Annotated in this window: 16 protein-coding genes; 9 read left to right on the forward strand and 7 right to left on the reverse strand. The window is 58.5% G+C overall.

Annotated elements, in window-relative coordinates:
* The first annotated feature begins 9 nt into the window (after window positions 1-9).
* Together phpK and HZB29_08610 are read left to right on the forward strand one after the other, a co-directional pair.
* Window positions 10-1,710 (forward strand): PhpK family radical SAM P-methyltransferase, encoded by a 1,701-nt coding sequence (phpK, locus tag HZB29_08605; protein MBI5815653.1) that lies wholly within the window; start codon window positions 10-12, stop codon window positions 1,708-1,710.
* 19 nt (window positions 1,711-1,729) lie between these two features.
* Window positions 1,730-5,065, forward strand: coding sequence for an amino acid adenylation domain-containing protein (locus HZB29_08610; GenBank protein ID MBI5815654.1), 3,336 nt, complete (start codon window positions 1,730-1,732; stop codon window positions 5,063-5,065).
* Between the two features lie 16 nt (window positions 5,066-5,081).
* Here HZB29_08610 and HZB29_08615 read toward each other — a convergent pair whose 3' ends face one another.
* Both HZB29_08615 and HZB29_08620 read right to left on the reverse strand, forming a co-directional pair.
* Window positions 5,082-6,116 carry a DUF481 domain-containing protein gene (locus tag HZB29_08615; protein ID MBI5815655.1) on the reverse strand — a complete coding sequence of 345 codons (1,035 nt, stop codon included), beginning with the start codon at window positions 6,114-6,116 and terminating at the stop codon, window positions 5,082-5,084.
* A 65-nt stretch (window positions 6,117-6,181) separates the two neighbouring features.
* On the reverse strand, window positions 6,182-6,691 hold the full coding sequence (locus HZB29_08620; protein MBI5815656.1) for a gamma carbonic anhydrase family protein: 510 nt from the start codon (window positions 6,689-6,691) through the stop codon (window positions 6,182-6,184).
* Between the two features lie 138 nt (window positions 6,692-6,829).
* On the opposite strand from HZB29_08620, the gene HZB29_08625 reads away from it, so the two are divergent.
* Both HZB29_08625 and HZB29_08630 read left to right on the forward strand, forming a co-directional pair.
* Window positions 6,830-7,339: a cytochrome c-type biogenesis protein CcmH gene (locus tag HZB29_08625; GenBank protein MBI5815657.1), complete on the forward strand. Its 510-nt coding sequence runs from the start codon at window positions 6,830-6,832 to the stop codon at window positions 7,337-7,339.
* Window positions 7,340-7,353: 14 nt separating this feature from the next.
* Complete coding sequence (locus tag HZB29_08630) at window positions 7,354-7,755, forward strand: zinc ribbon domain-containing protein (GenBank protein ID MBI5815658.1); 402 nt, start codon at window positions 7,354-7,356, stop codon at window positions 7,753-7,755.
* A gap of 78 nt (window positions 7,756-7,833) precedes the next feature.
* Here the strand turns inward: HZB29_08630 and HZB29_08635 are convergent, their stop codons facing one another.
* The gene (locus HZB29_08635; GenBank protein MBI5815659.1) at window positions 7,834-8,460 is read right to left on the reverse strand and encodes an NAAT family transporter; all 627 of its coding nucleotides are present in this window, start codon (window positions 8,458-8,460) and stop codon (window positions 7,834-7,836) included.
* A 72-nt stretch (window positions 8,461-8,532) separates the two neighbouring features.
* On the opposite strand from HZB29_08635, the gene HZB29_08640 reads away from it, so the two are divergent.
* Entirely contained in the window at window positions 8,533-9,255 is a 723-nt protein-coding gene (locus HZB29_08640; protein MBI5815660.1) for a pyridoxine 5'-phosphate synthase, read from the forward strand.
* A 4-nt stretch (window positions 9,256-9,259) separates the two neighbouring features.
* Entirely contained in the window at window positions 9,260-11,848 is a 2,589-nt protein-coding gene (locus tag HZB29_08645; GenBank protein MBI5815661.1) for a hypothetical protein, read from the forward strand.
* Window positions 11,849-11,886: 38 nt separating this feature from the next.
* Here the strand turns inward: HZB29_08645 and HZB29_08650 are convergent, their stop codons facing one another.
* The 3 genes from HZB29_08650 to HZB29_08660 all read right to left on the reverse strand — a co-directional run bounded on the left by HZB29_08650 (window position 11,887) and on the right by HZB29_08660 (window position 12,734).
* Window positions 11,887-12,189, reverse strand: coding sequence for a zf-TFIIB domain-containing protein (locus tag HZB29_08650; GenBank protein ID MBI5815662.1), 303 nt, complete (start codon window positions 12,187-12,189; stop codon window positions 11,887-11,889).
* A gap of 117 nt (window positions 12,190-12,306) precedes the next feature.
* Window positions 12,307-12,522, reverse strand: coding sequence for a type II toxin-antitoxin system HicA family toxin (locus HZB29_08655; protein MBI5815663.1), 216 nt, complete (start codon window positions 12,520-12,522; stop codon window positions 12,307-12,309).
* Window positions 12,519-12,734 carry a type II toxin-antitoxin system HicB family antitoxin gene (locus tag HZB29_08660; GenBank protein ID MBI5815664.1) on the reverse strand — a complete coding sequence of 72 codons (216 nt, stop codon included), beginning with the start codon at window positions 12,732-12,734 and terminating at the stop codon, window positions 12,519-12,521. Before HZB29_08660 ends, HZB29_08655 begins: the two co-directional genes overlap by 4 nt.
* Window positions 12,735-12,924: 190 nt before the next feature.
* On the opposite strand from HZB29_08660, the gene HZB29_08665 reads away from it, so the two are divergent.
* From HZB29_08665 to nrfD, 3 genes are read left to right on the forward strand one after another with little or no spacing between them, the layout of a single operon-like run.
* Window positions 12,925-13,314 (forward strand): sulfur reduction protein DsrJ, encoded by a 390-nt coding sequence (locus tag HZB29_08665; GenBank protein ID MBI5815665.1) that lies wholly within the window; start codon window positions 12,925-12,927, stop codon window positions 13,312-13,314.
* The gene (locus HZB29_08670) at window positions 13,301-14,032 is read left to right on the forward strand and encodes a 4Fe-4S dicluster domain-containing protein (GenBank protein MBI5815666.1); all 732 of its coding nucleotides are present in this window, start codon (window positions 13,301-13,303) and stop codon (window positions 14,030-14,032) included. The genes HZB29_08665 and HZB29_08670 overlap by 14 nt, the downstream gene beginning before the upstream one ends.
* Before the next feature lie 3 nt (window positions 14,033-14,035).
* The gene (nrfD, locus tag HZB29_08675; GenBank protein ID MBI5815667.1) at window positions 14,036-15,229 is read left to right on the forward strand and encodes a polysulfide reductase NrfD; all 1,194 of its coding nucleotides are present in this window, start codon (window positions 14,036-14,038) and stop codon (window positions 15,227-15,229) included.
* Window positions 15,230-15,240: 11 nt separating this feature from the next.
* Here nrfD and HZB29_08680 read toward each other — a convergent pair whose 3' ends face one another.
* Window positions 15,241-17,496 (reverse strand): PAS domain S-box protein, encoded by a 2,256-nt coding sequence (locus tag HZB29_08680; GenBank protein MBI5815668.1) that lies wholly within the window; start codon window positions 17,494-17,496, stop codon window positions 15,241-15,243.
* Window positions 17,497-17,719 lie beyond the last annotated feature (223 nt).

A 17,719-nucleotide genomic window follows, 5' to 3' on the forward strand; every position in this document is an offset into this window, starting at 1 on the left:
GGCTGTATCATGACCGACTGCCTGATAATCGGCTTTAACGATTTTGATTTCCGCGAGCAGGTGGAGATGACACGCTCCATGGACGGCGCGTCCGGGGCGCACCGGGACTTGAAGCTGGCGTATATAAACCATAACGGCGTTCCGAAACGGGCGCTGGACATCTTTTCGGAGTTCCACGGCGGCCAAAGGTTTCACAACCAGGATTTCCTGGCCCCTTCGATCGTCCATCTGGGGACATACCTTGCGAAAAAGGGATTTTCGTTCGATTACGTCAACCTTTTCCAGCAAGGCAAGGAGACTTTGCGGCGCAAGCTGGAGAGCGGCGATGCGCTCACGGTGGCGGTCACCACCACGTTCTATGTCTCCGCCCCGCCGGTGATGGAGGTGATATCGTTCGTGCGCTCCGTTGCGCCCAAAGTGAAGATCATCGTGGGCGGTCCGTTCATCGCCGGCCAGCAAAACGGGGGCGGCCCGGAGGCGATGCGGGAGTTCTTCACATATCTTGGGGCGGATGTGTATGTGATCAGCCAGGAGGGGGAAGCGGCGCTGGCCAATGTCATCGGAGCCATAAAATCAGGCTCGCCGCTTTCCGGGGTGGACAATATCGCATACCTGGACGGCGACGGCCACACAACAACAAGGATCGCGCCGGAAAATAATCCTCTCGGGGACAACACGCCGGATTATTCCCTGTTCAAGAAAGATGACATAGGGCAATTCGTGTCCCTCCGCACCGCCAAATCATGCCCTTTCTCATGCGCGTTCTGCGGATTTCCAAGGCGCGCCGGAAAATACAGCTATATCGGCCCCGATGAGGTGGAAAAGGCCCTCGACTCCATCAGGGAAATCGGCGGCGTGTCCACCCTGACCATACTCGACGACACTTTCAACGTCCCCAAAAAACGGTTCAAGGAAATCCTGCGGATGATGATCCGCAAAAACCATGGATTCCGCTGGAACTCGTTTTACAGGAGCGACTATGGCGACGAGGAGACAGCGGAGCTTATGCGGCGGGCAGGATGCGAGGGGGTGTTCATGGGGGCGGAGTCCGGCTCGGACGCGATGCTTGAGAAAATGAACAAGACCTCTCGCAGGAAGGATTACCTTGACGCCATCCGGCTAATGAAGAATGCAGGCATAGTGACCCATGTGGCCCTTATCATCGGCTTTCCGGGCGAAACGCGGGATACGGCGCGGGAAACGGCCGATTTTATCGAGGAAGCCGGGCCGGACTTTTTCCGGGCGCAGCTTTGGTATTGCGACCCTGTCACCCCTGTCTGGGAAAAGCGCAGGGAGCTTGGCATAACCGGCTCCGCCTTCAACTGGGCGCACGCCACCATGGACTCGCGCGAGGCGGCGGACATCGTGGAGAAAATGTTCCTGACCGTTGAAAACTCCGCGTGGACGCCGCAGAACAACTTTGAGCTGTGGAGCGTGTTCTACCTTATGCGGCATGGCATGAACCTTAATCAGGTAAAGACTTTCGTCCGATGCTTCAATAATGTAATTAAGGAAGAGCTGATCCGCGGGGCTGATGTGGAGGACGCAGATCCACTGATGGAAAATTTAAGGCGCGCCTGCCGGTTTGGCGGGACTCAGCCGGACTTGGAATTGATAGAAGCGTATTCCGGAGCCCGTATCGCCGTCCGGCTGGAAAGCCCCGGCGGTGGAGCGGTGGAAGAGGACGCGAAGCAATCGTTTAATTTTTAGGTGATCGGGAAGTATTGCGATGGATGAAAAAGACGTGGTCATGGCCGCTCCGGGAGCCGTGGTGTTCGACAGGAAATTGCTGGAAGAGAAAAAATACTGGCTCGAAAAGCTCATCGGCGGGGCGGAAGCTTCCAACATAAGGCTGGATCACCCCCGCCCCGGACAATATGTGGAGCGGACGGGCTCGATCTACTTGAGGTTTCCGGATGACGTTGCGGCGGCTGTCGCGCGTGTTTCCGGCGGCGGCGGTTTTCTGACTTACGCCATACTGCTGGCGGCGGTGAAAATTATCGTCGCAAGGAACGGATCCGCCTCCACGGTAATCATCGGCAGCCCGCCGCGCGGGTTCGACGCGGCGCCAAACGCTTTGCCCATCGTAAGCCGTGTGGACCATGACGCGTCGTTCAAAAGTTATCTAGGCTCGCTTCGCCAGACGCTGCTGGACGCGTACTCCCGCCAACGATATCCATACGCTTCCCTTCTGCGCGACCTTGGGCTGGACAGCGTGGCGAACAAATGCCCCCTATTCGACATCGCGGTGTGCTTAAACGAAATCCATGGCCAGATGCCCCGCGCCAGGCATGACATCATGTTCTCATTTGGCATGGACGGCGGAAAAATGGTGGGCGAAATAACATATAACGCCGCCCTGTTCGAAGAAGAGACGATACAAAGCTTCGGCGGCCAGGTGATAAACCTGCTATGGGCCGGGCTCAATAATCCGGACAGCCCCATTTCCGGTCTATCGGCCATAAGCCCGCTGGAGGCCGACGCGGCGATAGCCGCAGGCCTCGGTCCCGCCACAGAATTTTCCACATCGGGCATGCTACATCAAATGGTGGAAGCGCGCGCCATCAGCGCTCCGGACGCCCCCGCCGTGGTCCATTGCGGCAAGGTGACAACATACGCCCGGCTGAACGCCGTTGCGGACAGGATCGCCTCGCGCCTCGTCCGCGATGGGGTGGGGCCGGAGGCGGTGGTGGGGATTTTGGCGGAGCGCTCCATGGAAATGATCGCGGCGGCCATAGGAGTTCTGAAGGCGGGTGGGGCGTATCTGCCGCTGGACCCGGAATATCCAGACGAACGCCTGAAACATATGGTGGCAAGCTCCCGGCCCGTGGCGCTTTTGACGTCGGGAACGAAGATAAACCTTTTCGCGGACCATCCGAAGCTTATCGGGCTGCAACAGATATTGGACGATGTGGGAGACGGCTCTGAAAATGTCAACGGCAGCGCGGGGTTTGATAACGCCGCATATGTGATATACACCTCCGGCTCCACAGGCGTTCCCAAGGGGGCTGTGAACACCCATGCCGGGCTTGCCAACCTTGCGGCGGCCCAGTCCCGGATTTTCGGCGTGGGCAAGGACAGCAGGGTGTTCCAGTTTTCATCGCTTAGCTTCGACGCGATGGTGTCCGAGCTTGCGATGACGTTTTGCGCGGGAGCGGCCCTTTATATTGAAAGCGCGGAGACCGTAAAGTCCCCGGCGGACCTTTGCGCCATACTCCGGGAACGTGGAATGACCCACGTCACCCTTCCGCCATCCATGCTCGCCGCCATGCCGGCGGAGGACATCCCCTCTCTTGAGGTGATCATATCCGCCGGTGAAAGCTGCCCGGCTGGCCTTGCGGACACATGGGGGAAAGGGCGCCGTTTTTTCAACGCTTATGGGCTGACTGAATGCGCCGTGTGCAACACCATCCACGAGCATTCGCCCGGCGGGCGCTCGCTTCCCATAGGAAAGCCGATGGACAACACGGAGGTGCACATACTCGATGGACTCATGCGCCCCGTTCCCGCCGGGACTCCCGGTGAGATGTACATCGGCGGGGCTGGCGTCAGCCGCGGCTACATAAACCAGGAAGAATTGACCGCCGAAAGGTTCATCGTCCACAAGTTCGCGGACGGGCGCGAGACACGGCTGTACAAGACAGGCGATATCGCGCGCCGCCTGCCGGGGGGCGCCGTCGAATATATCGGCAGGGGGGACCACCAGGTGAAACTGCGGGGCTACCGGATCGAACTGGGAGAGGTGGAGGCGGCCTTGAAGAGAAGCCCCAATGTGAAGGACGCCGCCGCGAAAGTCGTGGACATGGGAGAGGGGGACGCGCGCCTTGCAGCCTATGTGATCCCGATGGACGGCCAGGTGGACGCGATGGAGCTTCGGGCTTTCCTGAAGGGATTCATCCCCGATTACATGGTCCCCTCGCTTGTGACAAACCTTGAGAAGATGCCTCTTTCACCCAACGGCAAGATAGACAGGAACGCGCTCCCGGCGCCAAAGATGGAGAGGAGGGGCGCCGAGGGCTGCATGTATCCCAGGGACAGGTATGAGCTGGGCCTCGCCCGCATATGGGAGCGGCTTCTTGAAATATCCCCTGTGGGGGTGAAGGACAACTTTTTCGAGCTGGGGGGACATTCACTGCTGGCAGTGCGCCTGATGGCCCAGGTCTCAAAAGAGTTCGGCGGCAAACTTCCGCTCTCCACGCTGTTCCACAACCCCACAGTCGAAAGTCTGGCCGGAACGATACGCAACGCAAAACGCGAATCGGATTGGCGCCCGCTCGTGCCGCTTAGGGCCGGTGGCGATCTTGCGCCATTGTTCCTTGTCCATCCCGGCGGCGGGACGGTCATGTGCTATCAGGAACTGGCGCGGCTTTTAGGGGAGGGCCGCCCGGTGTTCGGACTGCAGGCGCGCGGGCTGGAAGAAGGGCAGGCCCCGCTGCGGACGGTGGAAGAATTGGCGGACAGCTATATAGCCAGCGTCAATGAACAGTGGCCGGAGGGGCCGCTCAACATCCTTGGATGGTCGTTCGGCGGCTATGTGGCCTATGAGATGGCGCGGCGGCTGGCCGAAAGAGGGCGAGATGTGGGCATGGTGGGGATACTGGACGCTTACGTTCCTTCCATCCTTCCGCAAAGTCTGCGCGATATGGACGACGCCGGCGCGCTGGCCAGCGTGCTGGCCGAAGACATTAACCTGCCGCTGGCAACCTTAAAAAGCATGGGCCCGGACGAACAGATAGCCTTCGCCGTGGAAATGGCGATGAAAACAAACCTGATACCCCCCGATTTCGGCGTGGAACAGGCCAGGCGCTTCCTGAACGTGTTCAAGGTGAACAGCATGGCCGTGCTCCGCTACAATCCAGGGCCGTACGCCGGGCGGGTGACCGTGTTCAAGGCGGCCGAGCTTGTTCCCGCCGCGCCGCTTATCACCGATGATCCGGCGATGGGGTGGAACACCGTGGCGGCGGGCGGGGTGGACGCCGTGTCCGTCCCAGGCACACACCAGAACGTCACCCGGCGGCCCCACGTTCAGGCGCTCGCGCAGGCCGTCGGCGCAAGGCTAAAGTGACCTTGGCGGCCCCCAGCTAGAACTTCAGCATAAGGGCGTTGGTGGTGAGGTAGTTGATTTCCTCGAAACCATCCGGCACCTTGTTGTCGTTCCACATGTCATAGCCGACAACGTAGAAAAGGTTGCCCGTGATGGCGATGAACATCTGTGCGCTCACCTTGTGGCGCTGATGGGCCGTGTCGGCCAAATCCTGGAAATACTTGTAGGAGCCGGTGACGAATATCCGTTCTCCCATCCATGCCAGCCGGAAACCGCCCATGCCGAAATTCAGCGACTCGTCATCGAACGGTTCGATTCTGTCCACCCGGGAAGAGTCATATCCAATCTCCGCCCGCGCGATGAATTCCTTCGACTCGGCGATGAACAACCCAGCCCCCACCTTGGCGCCGTAGTCCGCCTTGAACCCCGCTATCTCGTTGGAGTCCCAGTGCGCCCCGGCGAACGAGTACCACTTCGGCGCGAAATACCACTCCAGCTGTTCGCTTACGGTGTAGTTTCTGGCGGTGGTCTGCACGGGAAGCGTGATGGTGCCGCTTTCGTTGTAAGAGCCGCTGATGATGAGCGAGTTGATAAAGTCCCCCTTCATAATGAAAAAGTCGTTGGAGGCGGTGAATATCTTGGCCTTGCCGTTGCCGTCCATCATGGAGTAATTGATGGACAACGTGTCCATAAGGCTGCTGGTGTCCGCAGGCAGGTTGTAAAACTGCGGGCTGTGATAAAGAAGGTCGGGCATGTCCCCCTGGTAAGTGCCTCTTCCCACAACGGTCTGCAGCTGGGCCATGCCTTGTTGCATCATCGGGCCGAGGAACGCCCCGGCCATCGCGGCGGACGAAGGCTCCGGCGCGGCCGTCTGGGCCTTGGAAGGGTCGGCCTGTGCGGCCTGAGTCTGGGCAGACTGGAGTTTCTGCTCTTCGGCGAAGGCAGGGGCGCGAAAAAAGCTTGCCGCCAACACCATGGACGCCGCTGTCCTGATTAAAATAGCCGAATACCCGGACCTGTCGAATTCCCGCATTATGCGTATCTCCCTCTTGGTCGGTTTGTTTAAATCCAAATCCGCGGGCCGCCAAACCAACATTCCGGCGGCCTTGATTTAATAACGAAGACCGGCCTTGCCGGTCACTCCATATAATCCAGCCGGTACTCCACGTAATTTTCCGCCGAGCGCTTCAAAAACGCGATCTCATCCTCCGTCAACTTCCTTTTCGGCTTGGCGGGCACTCCCATCAGCATCGTCCCCGGCTCCACCACCATCCGCTCCGGCACAAGCGCCCCGGCCGCCACGATAACGTTGGGCTTTAACACCGCCGCGTCCAGTATTATCGCCCCCATGCCGATGAGCGCCGGCCCTTCTATCACGCAGGCGTGCAGCGTGACGGAGTGCCCCACGGTGATGTCGTCACCGAGTATCAGCGGGCGCTGCGGCGTTTTTGTCACATGCAGGACGCATCCGTCCTGCACATTGGTCCTGGCGCCGATCTTTATGTTGCACACGTCCCCCCGCACCACGGTGTTGAACCATATGGACGATTCCGGGCCGATTTCAACGTCCCCGATCACCTCCGCCGTGTCCGCGATAAAGGCGCTGGGGTGAATCCGGGGATGGATTCCTTTCCACGGTCTTATCATTTTCCCTCTCCAGATTGAACTTGACCATTTTGCCCCAATACCCGCCGGTCAGGAAGCTTTTTCAGGGCCCATAAATTGGGAAAGCCGGAGCGGCGTATGCTATCCTGTTCATATGAGAAGAAAAGGACGGATGTTGTCATGAAAACCGTAATTTACACGATAATGGCCGCGGCGCTTGCCGCAATGGCAGGTTTCGCCCATGCGGCGGACGGTCAGGCGGCCGACGAGCTTTTTGACACGTTGTCAAAGGAGATGATGTGCCTTTGCTCGTGCAACCAGACGATAAAGAACTGCCCGCATGTGAACTGCGATTTCGCGGTGCCTGCCCGGCTGGAGATAAAAAAACAGATTTCCGAAGGGAAGGGGCACGACCAGATAATCGCCGCCTTCATCGGCAAGCACGGCCAGGTGATCCTGGCCCAGCCGAAAAAAGAGGGTTTTAACGTGGTCGGATACGTATTCCCGTTCGTGGCGATTGTGGCCGTGGGCGGGGGCGTGGCGGCGCTGGTGCGGGAATGGGCCGGACGGGGCGCCGGGAAAAAAGCGCCGGAGCAGGGCGCGGGACAAGGGGGAAAACCTCCGGTTGAGGGAGGCGACAGCGACCTTGTGGAACGGATGAAAAAAGAACTTTCCGATTTTGACGCGTAAAAGGAAGATTCACGATGCTTTTGATGGTTGAACTGTTGATCCTTGCCGCAGCTCTGGCTTTCATCGCATACCCCCTTTTAAAACCGGAGGCGGCCGAGCCGGGTGGGGGGGCACTTTCCGAAAACGAGCTTTCGGCGTTGCTTTTCAAAAAAGAGGCCGCCTACGCCGCAATCAAGGACCTGGAGTTCGACCGGTCCACCGGCAAGATAGACGACGCAGATTACGAGCAGATGAAGGCCCAGTTCGAGGCGGAGGCCATCGCTGTGCTGAAAGAATTGAGCGGCGCAGGCCCGGCTGAAGGTGAAAAGAAAAAGCGCAGGGGGGGCGAGGAAGTATTCTGTGTCACCTGCGGGGCGAAGGTGAAGCCCAATCACAACTTCTGCGGCAAATGCGGCGCGAAAGTGGAGCGGGGCTGATTTTTCCTTGTAACGCCGGCATCTTGCCGGCAATTGCCACCGGGACGGTGGCGTTACACAGGTTGGTCAAAATCCTTCCTATCCAAAATACCCCTTAAGTCCAGACAGCGCGAATTCCACCCCCATCGCGATAAGTATCAGCCCCATAAGCCGGGTGAGTATCCGCAGCCCCGTTCCGCCCAAAAGCTCCGCCATTTTCCCGCTGTTCCGCAATATGACGCTGGTGAGAAACAAAGCCAGCGTCAGCGCCGCGATCAGCGCCACCCAGTCCGCCACTCCTTCGGCGCGGCTTGCGAAAACCGTCACGGTGGTTATTGCGGCCGGCCCGGCGAGTATGGGGACGGCCATGGGGATGATGGCGTTGTCGTCGCTGGCGGTGGTCTCATTTGCTGCGGTCTCGTATCCCCCGCTGGCAAGGGGCGCCCCTTCGAGCATCTTGAACGATATTTTCACAAGTATCAGCCCCCCGGCCACGAGAAGCGCGTTTATGCTGATGCCGAAAAAGGAGAATATCATCCCACCCGCCACGGTGAACGCCGCCAGCGCCAGCGCCGCCGTTTTCACAGACCGTATGGCGAATTCATCCATGCCGCGGGCGGAGCTTCCGGCCGTCATCGCCAGCAGGATCACCGCCGCGCCGAATGGGTCCAGCACGGAGAAAATGGTGACGAAACTGTTGATGAAAAAACCGAGCGAACTTGTCATAAGACCACCCTTAAAGTTCCATAAGTTATGGTATCATCCCCATTTCAAATAAAACAACAGGAGGGCCTTAACATGCCCGTGCTGTGCGTGAACGTCGACCATGTGGCCACCGTGCGCCAGGCAAGGCTGTCGTCCATGCCAGACCCGCTGGAGGCGGCGCTTCTGGCGGAGCGTGCCGGCGCATGCGGGATCACCATTCATCTGCGCGAGGACAGGCGCCATATACAGGACGCCGACCTTCGCGGAATCAAACGCGGCATATCCACAAAGCTCAACCTGGAGATGGCCGCCTCCCCGGAAATCATTAAAATCGCCCGCAGGGCCAGACCGTGGCAGGTGACTTTTGTGCCGGAAAAACGCCGGGAACTGACCACCGAGGGGGGGCTTGACGTCAAAAAAGGCGGGGTGGAACTTCGTAAAGTTATCGCCGGTTTCAGGAAATCGGGAATCATCGTTTCCCTGTTCATAGACCCGGATGAAGACCAGGTGAAAGCCTCCATGGAAGCCGGGGCGGACGCTGTGGAGCTTAACACCGGCGCGTATTCCGAGGCGGTGACAAAAAAGGCCGCCAGCGCCGAGCTAGGCAAGCTTGTGAAAGCCGCCGCGCTGACGGAAAAACTGGGATTGACCACACACGCAGGCCACGGGCTGACATGCGCCAACGTCGGCCCGGTGGCGGCGATACACAATATCGAAGAACTTAACATCGGCCACAGCATCGTCGCCCGCGCCGTGATGGTCGGATTTGAAGCGGCGGTCCGGGAGATGATCGGGGCGATGGGCCGGGCGTCGTGAAGTCATGACCGGGTTTAGTTCGCCGTCCACGGCAAAGGACCTCCAGCCGGTCTGCGGGACTGCCCTGTGCAAGTCCGCCGCCGGTTTCATCCATTCGGCGCGGCCGGGATTCAGTATGCGCCTTGCTGAGCTTCGCGCGGCGCTGGAGATGAGTGATGATGACATCATCGCCCGCAACCGCGAAAAGGTAATCGAAGGCGAATTCATCAGACGATACCTTGCGTGCCATCCACGCGCCATATCGGAGGCCGAGGCGATTTCGATGCATTCGGGCGCCGTGGAGTATTACGAAAAAAGCTGGAAATCAGCCTACAGGCGGGACCTTGAGGACCCGGCCCGCAAGGCCGCTTTCGCCGCGTCGCTCCGGGACAAAATCCGGCCGGAGCTTTCCGCGATGCAGTCCGTTGGTCCAAAGCCTGCGCCATACACAAAAAGCAGGTTCATTTTGGCGGCCAACCGTGGCGAGATAGCCTGCAGGATAATTGAACAGGCCCACGCCGCCGGCAAAAAGGTGATAGTCATCCACGACGGGATGGACCTGCCGTATGAAGCGCTGCTTACCGCCGGTGACGAGGTGTTCCACGTCCCCTCATATTGCGACAGGGGGCGAAGGCCGCGCGAGCAGCGGCTGGACATATTGTCCATGAAAGCCCTGGCGGCGTACCTTTCTGGCGCCGGGATCGATCCTTTTGATGTCACGGTCCATCCCGGATGGGGGTTTAACGCGGAGGACGACGAGTGGTTCGAGGAGATGGAACTGCTAGGGTTCCGTATGGCCGGGCCGCACTCATCCGTGATCCGGTTCCTTGGCAACAAGATAAACGCCACCACCGTCGCGCGCCACGCGGGGCTTTCCACCCCGGCAAGCTCCGGCAAGGTGGAAAGCGTGGAGCAGGCGCTGGAGTTTTTCAACGCCAACAAGGGGAGTATAAGGAACTTCCTGCTAAAGGACGCCCTCGGCGGTGGCGGCCATGGCCAGATGATGCTCGGCCACGCCGACGAGCGGGAGTTCCGCTTTTCAGTGGAAACGTTTCTCAAGAAGTATCCGGTGTTCAGCGTGGACCAGTTCCTGGACAAGACCCGCCATATAGAGTTCCAGTTCATCGGCGATCTGGACGGTTCCGTGGTCTTCGGCGCCCCCAGGGACTGCACCCAGCAGCGCGACCGGCAGAAAGTCATCGAGGAGACCGCCGGCCTTGCTCCGGAGGTTGAAAAGGAGATGCGCGGCCATATCCGCGCTTTTCTCGATGAAATAGGGGGGAGGACCGGCCATCCATACGCCGGGGCAGGCACCTTTGAATTCCTTTACGAGCCCGCTTCGAAGACATTCTACTTTCTGGAAGTGAACACCCGGCTGCAGGTGGAGCATCCCGTTTCGGCCCACCAGGACTGCGTCAACTATGTGCTGACCCAGCTTGACGTTACCGACGGATTCGCCCTGTTGACACAGGAGCAGGTGGACGCGCGCAATAAGGGGGGGCACGCCATGGAGGCCCGCATATGTCTGGAGCGCGTGCTAAGCGAAAGGGAGCGGGAAGTCTATTTGCGGAGCGGCCACGACAGGACCTTCGGGCCGGTCACAGGCTCGGTGGAGGTGTTCAACATCCAGGCAATGGACGGACTGACGATATACGCCGACCGCCGGATTGGCGTTGGCTCCCATTGGAGCGGACGGTACGACTCTATGATAATGAAGGCCGTCGTCCACGGCAAAGACAGGGCCGGCGCCATCCGGCTTCTGGCGGAGGCGGCGCGCGGCATTTGCATCGAAGGGCAGGGAATAAACACCAACCGCGAATTGATCCTGGGCATCCTTGCGCACGAGGAGTTCGTGAAGGCGGCTTCGCTGGAGGAGCGCACGGCGGTGAAGGACGTGGCGCTCAACCTGCAGGTACGCAACGAGATGGACATCCTGAAAAAAACGCTGCTGGCCGAAGGGGCGCCCGAAGAGTTCGGGCGGCTGTTCGTTTCCATAGGGGATATTTCCCCGGACCAGAAGGAGCATATCAAGACCGAACTTGCAGCCCTCGGGGCGATAGAGGTGTTCAAGACGGCTCTGGCAAGGAAAAGGGGAGGGATAGTGCGTGCCCTGGCCGGGCTTTTCCTTCCCGCGCGGCCCATGGCCGGCGAGGCCGTCCGCACCACCATATATCCAGGCGCGTTCAGCCTGCTGTGCAAGCTGTTGGCCAAGCTGGGGGCCGAGCCTTCCCTTGCCATCCGCCATCACGAGGACAGGAAGACCACCGCCAGAAAGTTGGAGGAAAAACGGGTCCTGCACGATCCGGAGCTTTTAAGCGAATTGCTTCGCGCCCATCCCGGTGAACTGGGACGCATGACGCAGCCGCGCGCGGCCGGAGGGGGGATGGTCACATTAAGGAAAAAGGATACCCGCGACCTGTCGCTACGGGCATTCATGCGGGGGCTGGAGCCGGCCCTGCATATAAGCCGCAGGGAGACCACGTCAACTTTCGACCACGCCCCGGAGGTCTATTACGACATTCCGCAAATGGTTTTCCCGCTGTTTGAGACCCTGTTCGTCAGGGAGCGCGGCGAGGACTATACGGACAGTTTCGAGAGGGTCAATTCACAATAGGGAAGGCGTCGGCCGGCCCTCGGCCATGCAAAAGCGCCCTAGATATTGAAGACCTTCAGCAACGTGGTGAATTTGCCCCCTTTGTCCTTGACGATCTCGTCCAGTTCGCCCACGTCCAGCCATACACCTTCGCAGTGGGAGCACTTGTCTATCTTGATGTTCTTGTATTCGATCTCGATGAGCTTCATGCCGCATTTGGGGCAGTTCATGAAATGCAGGTCTTTGAGCCTTTTCTTCTCCTCCGCCGCCATGGCCAGGCGAGACGCTTCTTCATGCTTGCGCCTTCTTTCAAACTCCTGCTTGGCGAAAAACTCGTCTTCCTTGGAAATCTGCTTATCCATCCGGGGTCTCCTGGTTCGTGTTTGTGCGTTTTTCAAGGGTTGTATCCGGCGCAACGTGGCCGGTCAATGGCTGCGTGGTGAACATCGAGTATGGCCAAGCCGTTGAATCCCGGCATTTCAGACCAGCTTCTTTAACTCATCAATCGTTATGCCGGCTTTTTTAATAATGTTGTTCAGCGTCCCTTTTTTGACTTCCCTGTGCGCCGGGACGATCACAGATATTCTTTTTTCCAGATTGTGCATGAAAATGTGACTGCCATGCTGGTGGTCCACATAATAACCGATCCTGCGTAAAGCTTTTACCAGCTCTTTTCCGGAGAAGGTCTTGCTCAAAGAGTGACCTCCACCTCCTCAACAATGGAGCCGGGCGAGGTCTTTATCTGGTTAAGTTTTGAGAGACCTTCGAGATAACAACGGATGGCCTCTTTTGCGTTTTCGATGGCTTCTTCTTCCGTGTCCCCCTGGGTGAAACAGCCATCAAGGGCCGGAACTGTCACATTAAATCCACCCTCTTCGGCTGTTTCGAGAATCACGTTGAAATGCATTCTAAAGCCCTTTCGCTGACCATCAGTTCATTATATCCCGCCTCCAGAGAAAAATTCTACCGGGAGGCCCCTTTAAATCTCCCGGTCCCGCGAATCTTTTTAAGCGTAAAATCATCAAATGGCAACGGGGACGGTGAAAACCGGCCAAATGCCCGTTATTAAAGTTCTTTCGTTTCAGAGGATTTAAAAATTGTCCAAAACTTCCGGAGTCATCGCCGTCGCCGTGCTCATGGCGGTACTTGGCTTTCCGTTTATATATAACGCGGCGAGCGTGGGGCTTTTCACCGGCGCGGCGGCCGCCCCGTCGCTCACAATCAAAAAAGACGGCAAAAAGTGCGTGAAAGACCCGGAATGGATGCGCCACAACCACATGAAGTTCCTTCTCCACACCCGTGAAGAGGCTGTGCGCGAGGGGATCCGTGAAGAGGGGCATGGCATCGCCGGTTGCCGGTCGTGCCATCCGAACAGGGCGGAATTTTGCGATAAATGCCATGGATATGTGGGGGTGAAGCCGGAATGCTGGAATTGCCATTACTACCCCGCCACGGCGGGCGCGGAGGCCAAAGATGAGCGTGGATAGACGTGATTTTCTGAAAATAGGCGCCGTGATGGCGGCGGGGACAATCGCCCCGGCCATATCCGGCGCGGCGGGACAGGATGAAGAAGGCGCCTCCTCGAAAAACCTGTGGGGGATGGTAATAGACATCAACAAGTGCGACCCGGAATGCACAGCCTGTTACGACGCCTGCCGGAAAGAAAACAACGTCCCCCATTTCCCGGAGCCGGAGCTGGACATCCACTGGATACGGAAAATAAAGTTCAAGCAGCGCGGCGTGCCCAACGCGGAGGAGCGCTCCATGCCGGCAATGTGTTTCCATTGCGAGCATCCCCCTTGCGCCCATGTCTGCCCCGTGGCCGCCACCTTCAAACGGGCGGACGGCATCGTGCTCATAGACAAGCACCGGTGCATCGGATGCCGTTACTGCATGGTGGCCTGCCCGTACAAGGCCCGTTCGTTCGTTTCAAAACATGTGGAGCATCAGCCGGGGGAGAACCCGGAATCGCCGATCCGCATGCACGGGGTGGTGGAAAAATGCGATCTGTGCGTCCACAGGATAGACCAGGGCAAACAGCCTGCCTGCGTGGAGGCATGCAAAAAAACGGGCGGCGGCGGCATGGTGTTCGGCGACCTGAACGACCCGAAAAGCGAGGTGAGCGGTATTGTGCGCTCAAGCCGCGCCACGCAGATACGGGCGGACCTGGGGCTAAACCCCCGCGTTTTCTATCTTGGAGTGTAGGCGATGGCGAACGTAAGGTTCCGGAGGATAGAGGGGAACTCGGCCCAATATTACATGTTCATGGCCGTGGCGGGGGCCGTGGCGGCGATGGCGCCGCTGTCCGCGCTGTACATGTTCGTAAACGGCCATCATGTGACGGGGATGACAAACCAGGTCCCCTGGGGGATGCCCATCGTGATGGCGATTTACCTTATCGGCGCGTCGGCGGGGTCGCTGGTGCTGTCGGCCATGTCCTCCGTGTTCGGCAAGACCGAATACCAGCCATTCGCCCGGATCGCGGCGCTGCTTGCCATACTGTTGATCGTGGCGGCCCTGATGGCGATCATCATGGACTGGGGACGGCCGGACAGGATACTTGTGCCTTTCTTCCATTTCCAGCCCCGCTCCATGTTCTCGCTGAACGCGATTTTATATAACAGTTACATGCTGGTCGGATTCTTGTATCTTCTCGCCCAGTTCAAGGAGAGCAAGTTCTGGAAAAAGGCGTTGGGCATCGCGGCGGTGTTCATCGCGGTCGGCGTGCATTCTGGCACCGGAGCCATATTCGGATTCGTGTTCGTCCGGGAGCTTTACAATTCACCGCTCCTCCCTCCCAGTTTCATCGCCGCGGCATTGTCCTCCGGCACGGCGCTGATGATACTGATCCTGTACGCAACCTTCCGCGCCACAGGCCGGTTGCTGGACGAAAAGCTGCTGCACGGCATGGGCAGGCTTATGGGCGTGTTCATGCTGGTGGTGATCTATTTCCTGTTCATAGAGAATGTCACAAGGGGGTACGCGCCGAAAAACTATGAGGCCGCGTCGTTCCTGCTGCTCCACGGGGGAAAATATACCGCCATGTTCTGGATCGGTCTTGTGCTTTGCGGACTTGTGATCCCGTCGCTGATCGTTTTCAACCCTTCCACCGGCAAGTCCACGCCGTGGCTGCTTTTCGCATCCGCCCTGCAACTGGCGGGCGTGCTGTTCGAACGCTACATAATCGTGATCCCGGCCCAGGTGATGCCGTTGGAGCTATTCTCGGACAAACAGGTCACCAGCGTTTTTCTGGACGGGCGGTACGCGAATTACAGCATTTCGCCTGTGGAATACGCCTATTCCATCGGGCTTTTCGGGGTGGTGATATTCGGGTTCGGCCTGGCGGTGAAATTCTGGGCCATGATCCCGGAGGAGGCGCGGTTTCCCGAGGACGTGAAGTAACGCCGGTCTGCCTATCCTATTATCCTTCTCACCCTCGGCACGAAATCGTTTATGTCCACAGGCTTTTTCAGGTAGTCCACCGCCCCCATTTTAAAGGCTTTTTCCCGTGTGGTCATGTCGTCGTTGGCGGTGACGGCGATCACGGGGATATGGGATATCATGTTGTCCCGCTTGAGCCCTTCCAGCGCTCCGAATCCGTCCATCACCGGCATGGTTATGTCCAGAAGCATCAGGTGCGGCGGCTTGTCCCACACCGACTCCAGGGCGCTGGCCCCGTTTTCCGCCTCGATGACTTCGGCCCCAAGCCCTTCCAGGATTTTCCGGAAATGCAGCCGCGTGGACGCCTCATCGTCCACCACCATCACGCGCGGCGTCACAAACGGCAGGCGCGCGAAGAAAACGCTTCCCTGGTCCGGCTTGGACTCCACGGTGAGCGACCCGCCGTGGGCCTCCATAATGTCGTGGGACAATGGCAGGCCGAATCCCGCCCCCTGCTCACCGGCAGTGCCGGGGGTGGATGTCTTCTCGTCATAAAGGAACAACTTGCCGGTGGTCTCCGGGGCCATTCCAACGCCGGTGTCCCGCACCACTATCGCCGACTTTTCATCTTCCGGGACGGACAAAGTCACGCTGTCGCCATTCCTGGAAAACTTGATTGCGTTGGACACCAGGTTTGACAGAACCTCGCCTAACAATATAGCGTCCGCATAAATCCTCCTGTCCGGCGGAATATTGTTGATGAGGGCAACCCCTTTTTTAGCCGCGGTCTCCTTTTGGCCCGCCAGCACCAGTATCCCCAACTGGTAAGCGTTTATGAACTGGAACGCAAGGTTGATTTTCCCGGTCTTCAGCCTGCTGATGTTGAGCACCTCGCCGATCATGCGCAGCATGTTCTCGCTCGAAGAGATGACCGAGTCCATCATCACCTCCGTCTGGCCGCTTTCGGAGGGCTTGATCTCATTGCGGACCAGGCGCATCAGGCCAAGCGCGGAGCTGAGCGGGCTCTTCAGGTCGTGCGCCACCAGGGAGACGAACTTGTCCTTGAGGGTCGTCGCCTGTTCCGCCGCCTCCTTGGCGTTGCGGAGCTTTTCTTCCGCTTTCTTCAGCCGGGTGATGTCGTTGAACACCACCAGACCGAATTCACCCACCGCGGAAAAGTTGAACAGGATGTCCTTCACGTCGCCGTTCTTGCAGGTGACCCGCGCCTCCATGGGCTCCATGTTCCGCCTTTTCCGCGCCGCCTTTTCCACCTTCCTGTTCCATTCATCCATCACCCGTGAGCGGTATGCCTTATCTGGATAGGCCAATGGCCACCAGCCTTCAATTGACCTGAAATCTTCGAAAGTGTATCCGAACATCTCCACAAATTTGTTGTTGATGATGACCGGATCCTGGTTTTTGTCCGTCATCACCATCCCCACGGGAGACGCTTCGACCACCTGCCGCATCCGCTCTTCGCTTTTCCTGATGGCCCCTTCCATGTTATGCCGTTCGGTGATGTCTTCGGTGATGCCCATCAGCTTGATCACCTTGCCGCTTTCATCCCGTATGGGGACGAAGCATGATTTGAAATAAAGGGGCGTTTTGCCGGAGGAGGCGAATTCAAAATGGCTCAGGTTCCCCAGATAAGCCTGCTTGAGCAGGTTTTCTATGCGTCCCTTGTCCTCCTCGCTTACGGCGCTCATGTAGTCCACCCCGCAGACCTGCCTTTCCTCGGCGAGCCCCAGCATGGCAAGCCCCGCCCTGTTCATGGACTGCAGGCGCCCTTCCATGTCTATTTCGTGGATGCAGAAAGGGGAGGACTCCACAAGCAATTGATAGCGCCGCCGGGTTTCTCCCAGGGCCGCATCCGCTTTCTTGCGTTCAGTGACGTCCCGCGCCGTGGCGAAAAAAAGTCCGCTTTCCAGGTCCGCGGCCGCCTGCCACTCTAGCCACCGGCATGAGCCGTCCTGGCATAGCAGGCGATTCTCAAAGTCCACAACCGGCATGCCGCTCAATAATTTTTCCAGCGCCGCCTGGGCTCCAGGCCTGTCGTCCGGGTGGATGAATTCCATGAAGGGCCGGCCCAGAAGCTCTTGTTCGGTGAAACCCGATATCCGGGCGAAGGCAGGATTCAACTTTTTAAAATAACCGTCCCGCCCGGCGACGCACATTATGTCTTGGGAGAGGGCGAAGAACTTTTCCAAAAGCCCGTTGTTTTGCGCGATGCTCCGGCCGCCATCGCCGCCGGGCGTCTTGATTTTCCGGGTAACGCCGCCGTTGGACATCGTATCAGCATTTCAAAGGGAAAAGGAGCGTTTGGCCATTAATGATTTTTCAGGCCTGTATCCTTACACCACGCTTATTTTATCACTACTCCGTCGCGGGATAACGTGTATATCTGGTGAATGAATCAGGCGTGGGTTCATTTCGAATAAAACCGCCGTTTCTTGCGCCAGTTATCGTCCACCTGATGGCGAAAGCTGCCGCGCGGGAGTATAATGGAGATTT

Source organism: Nitrospinota bacterium (assembly GCA_016235255.1).
Taxonomy (GTDB): Bacteria; Nitrospinota_A; UBA7883; order UBA7883; family JACRLM01; genus JACRLM01.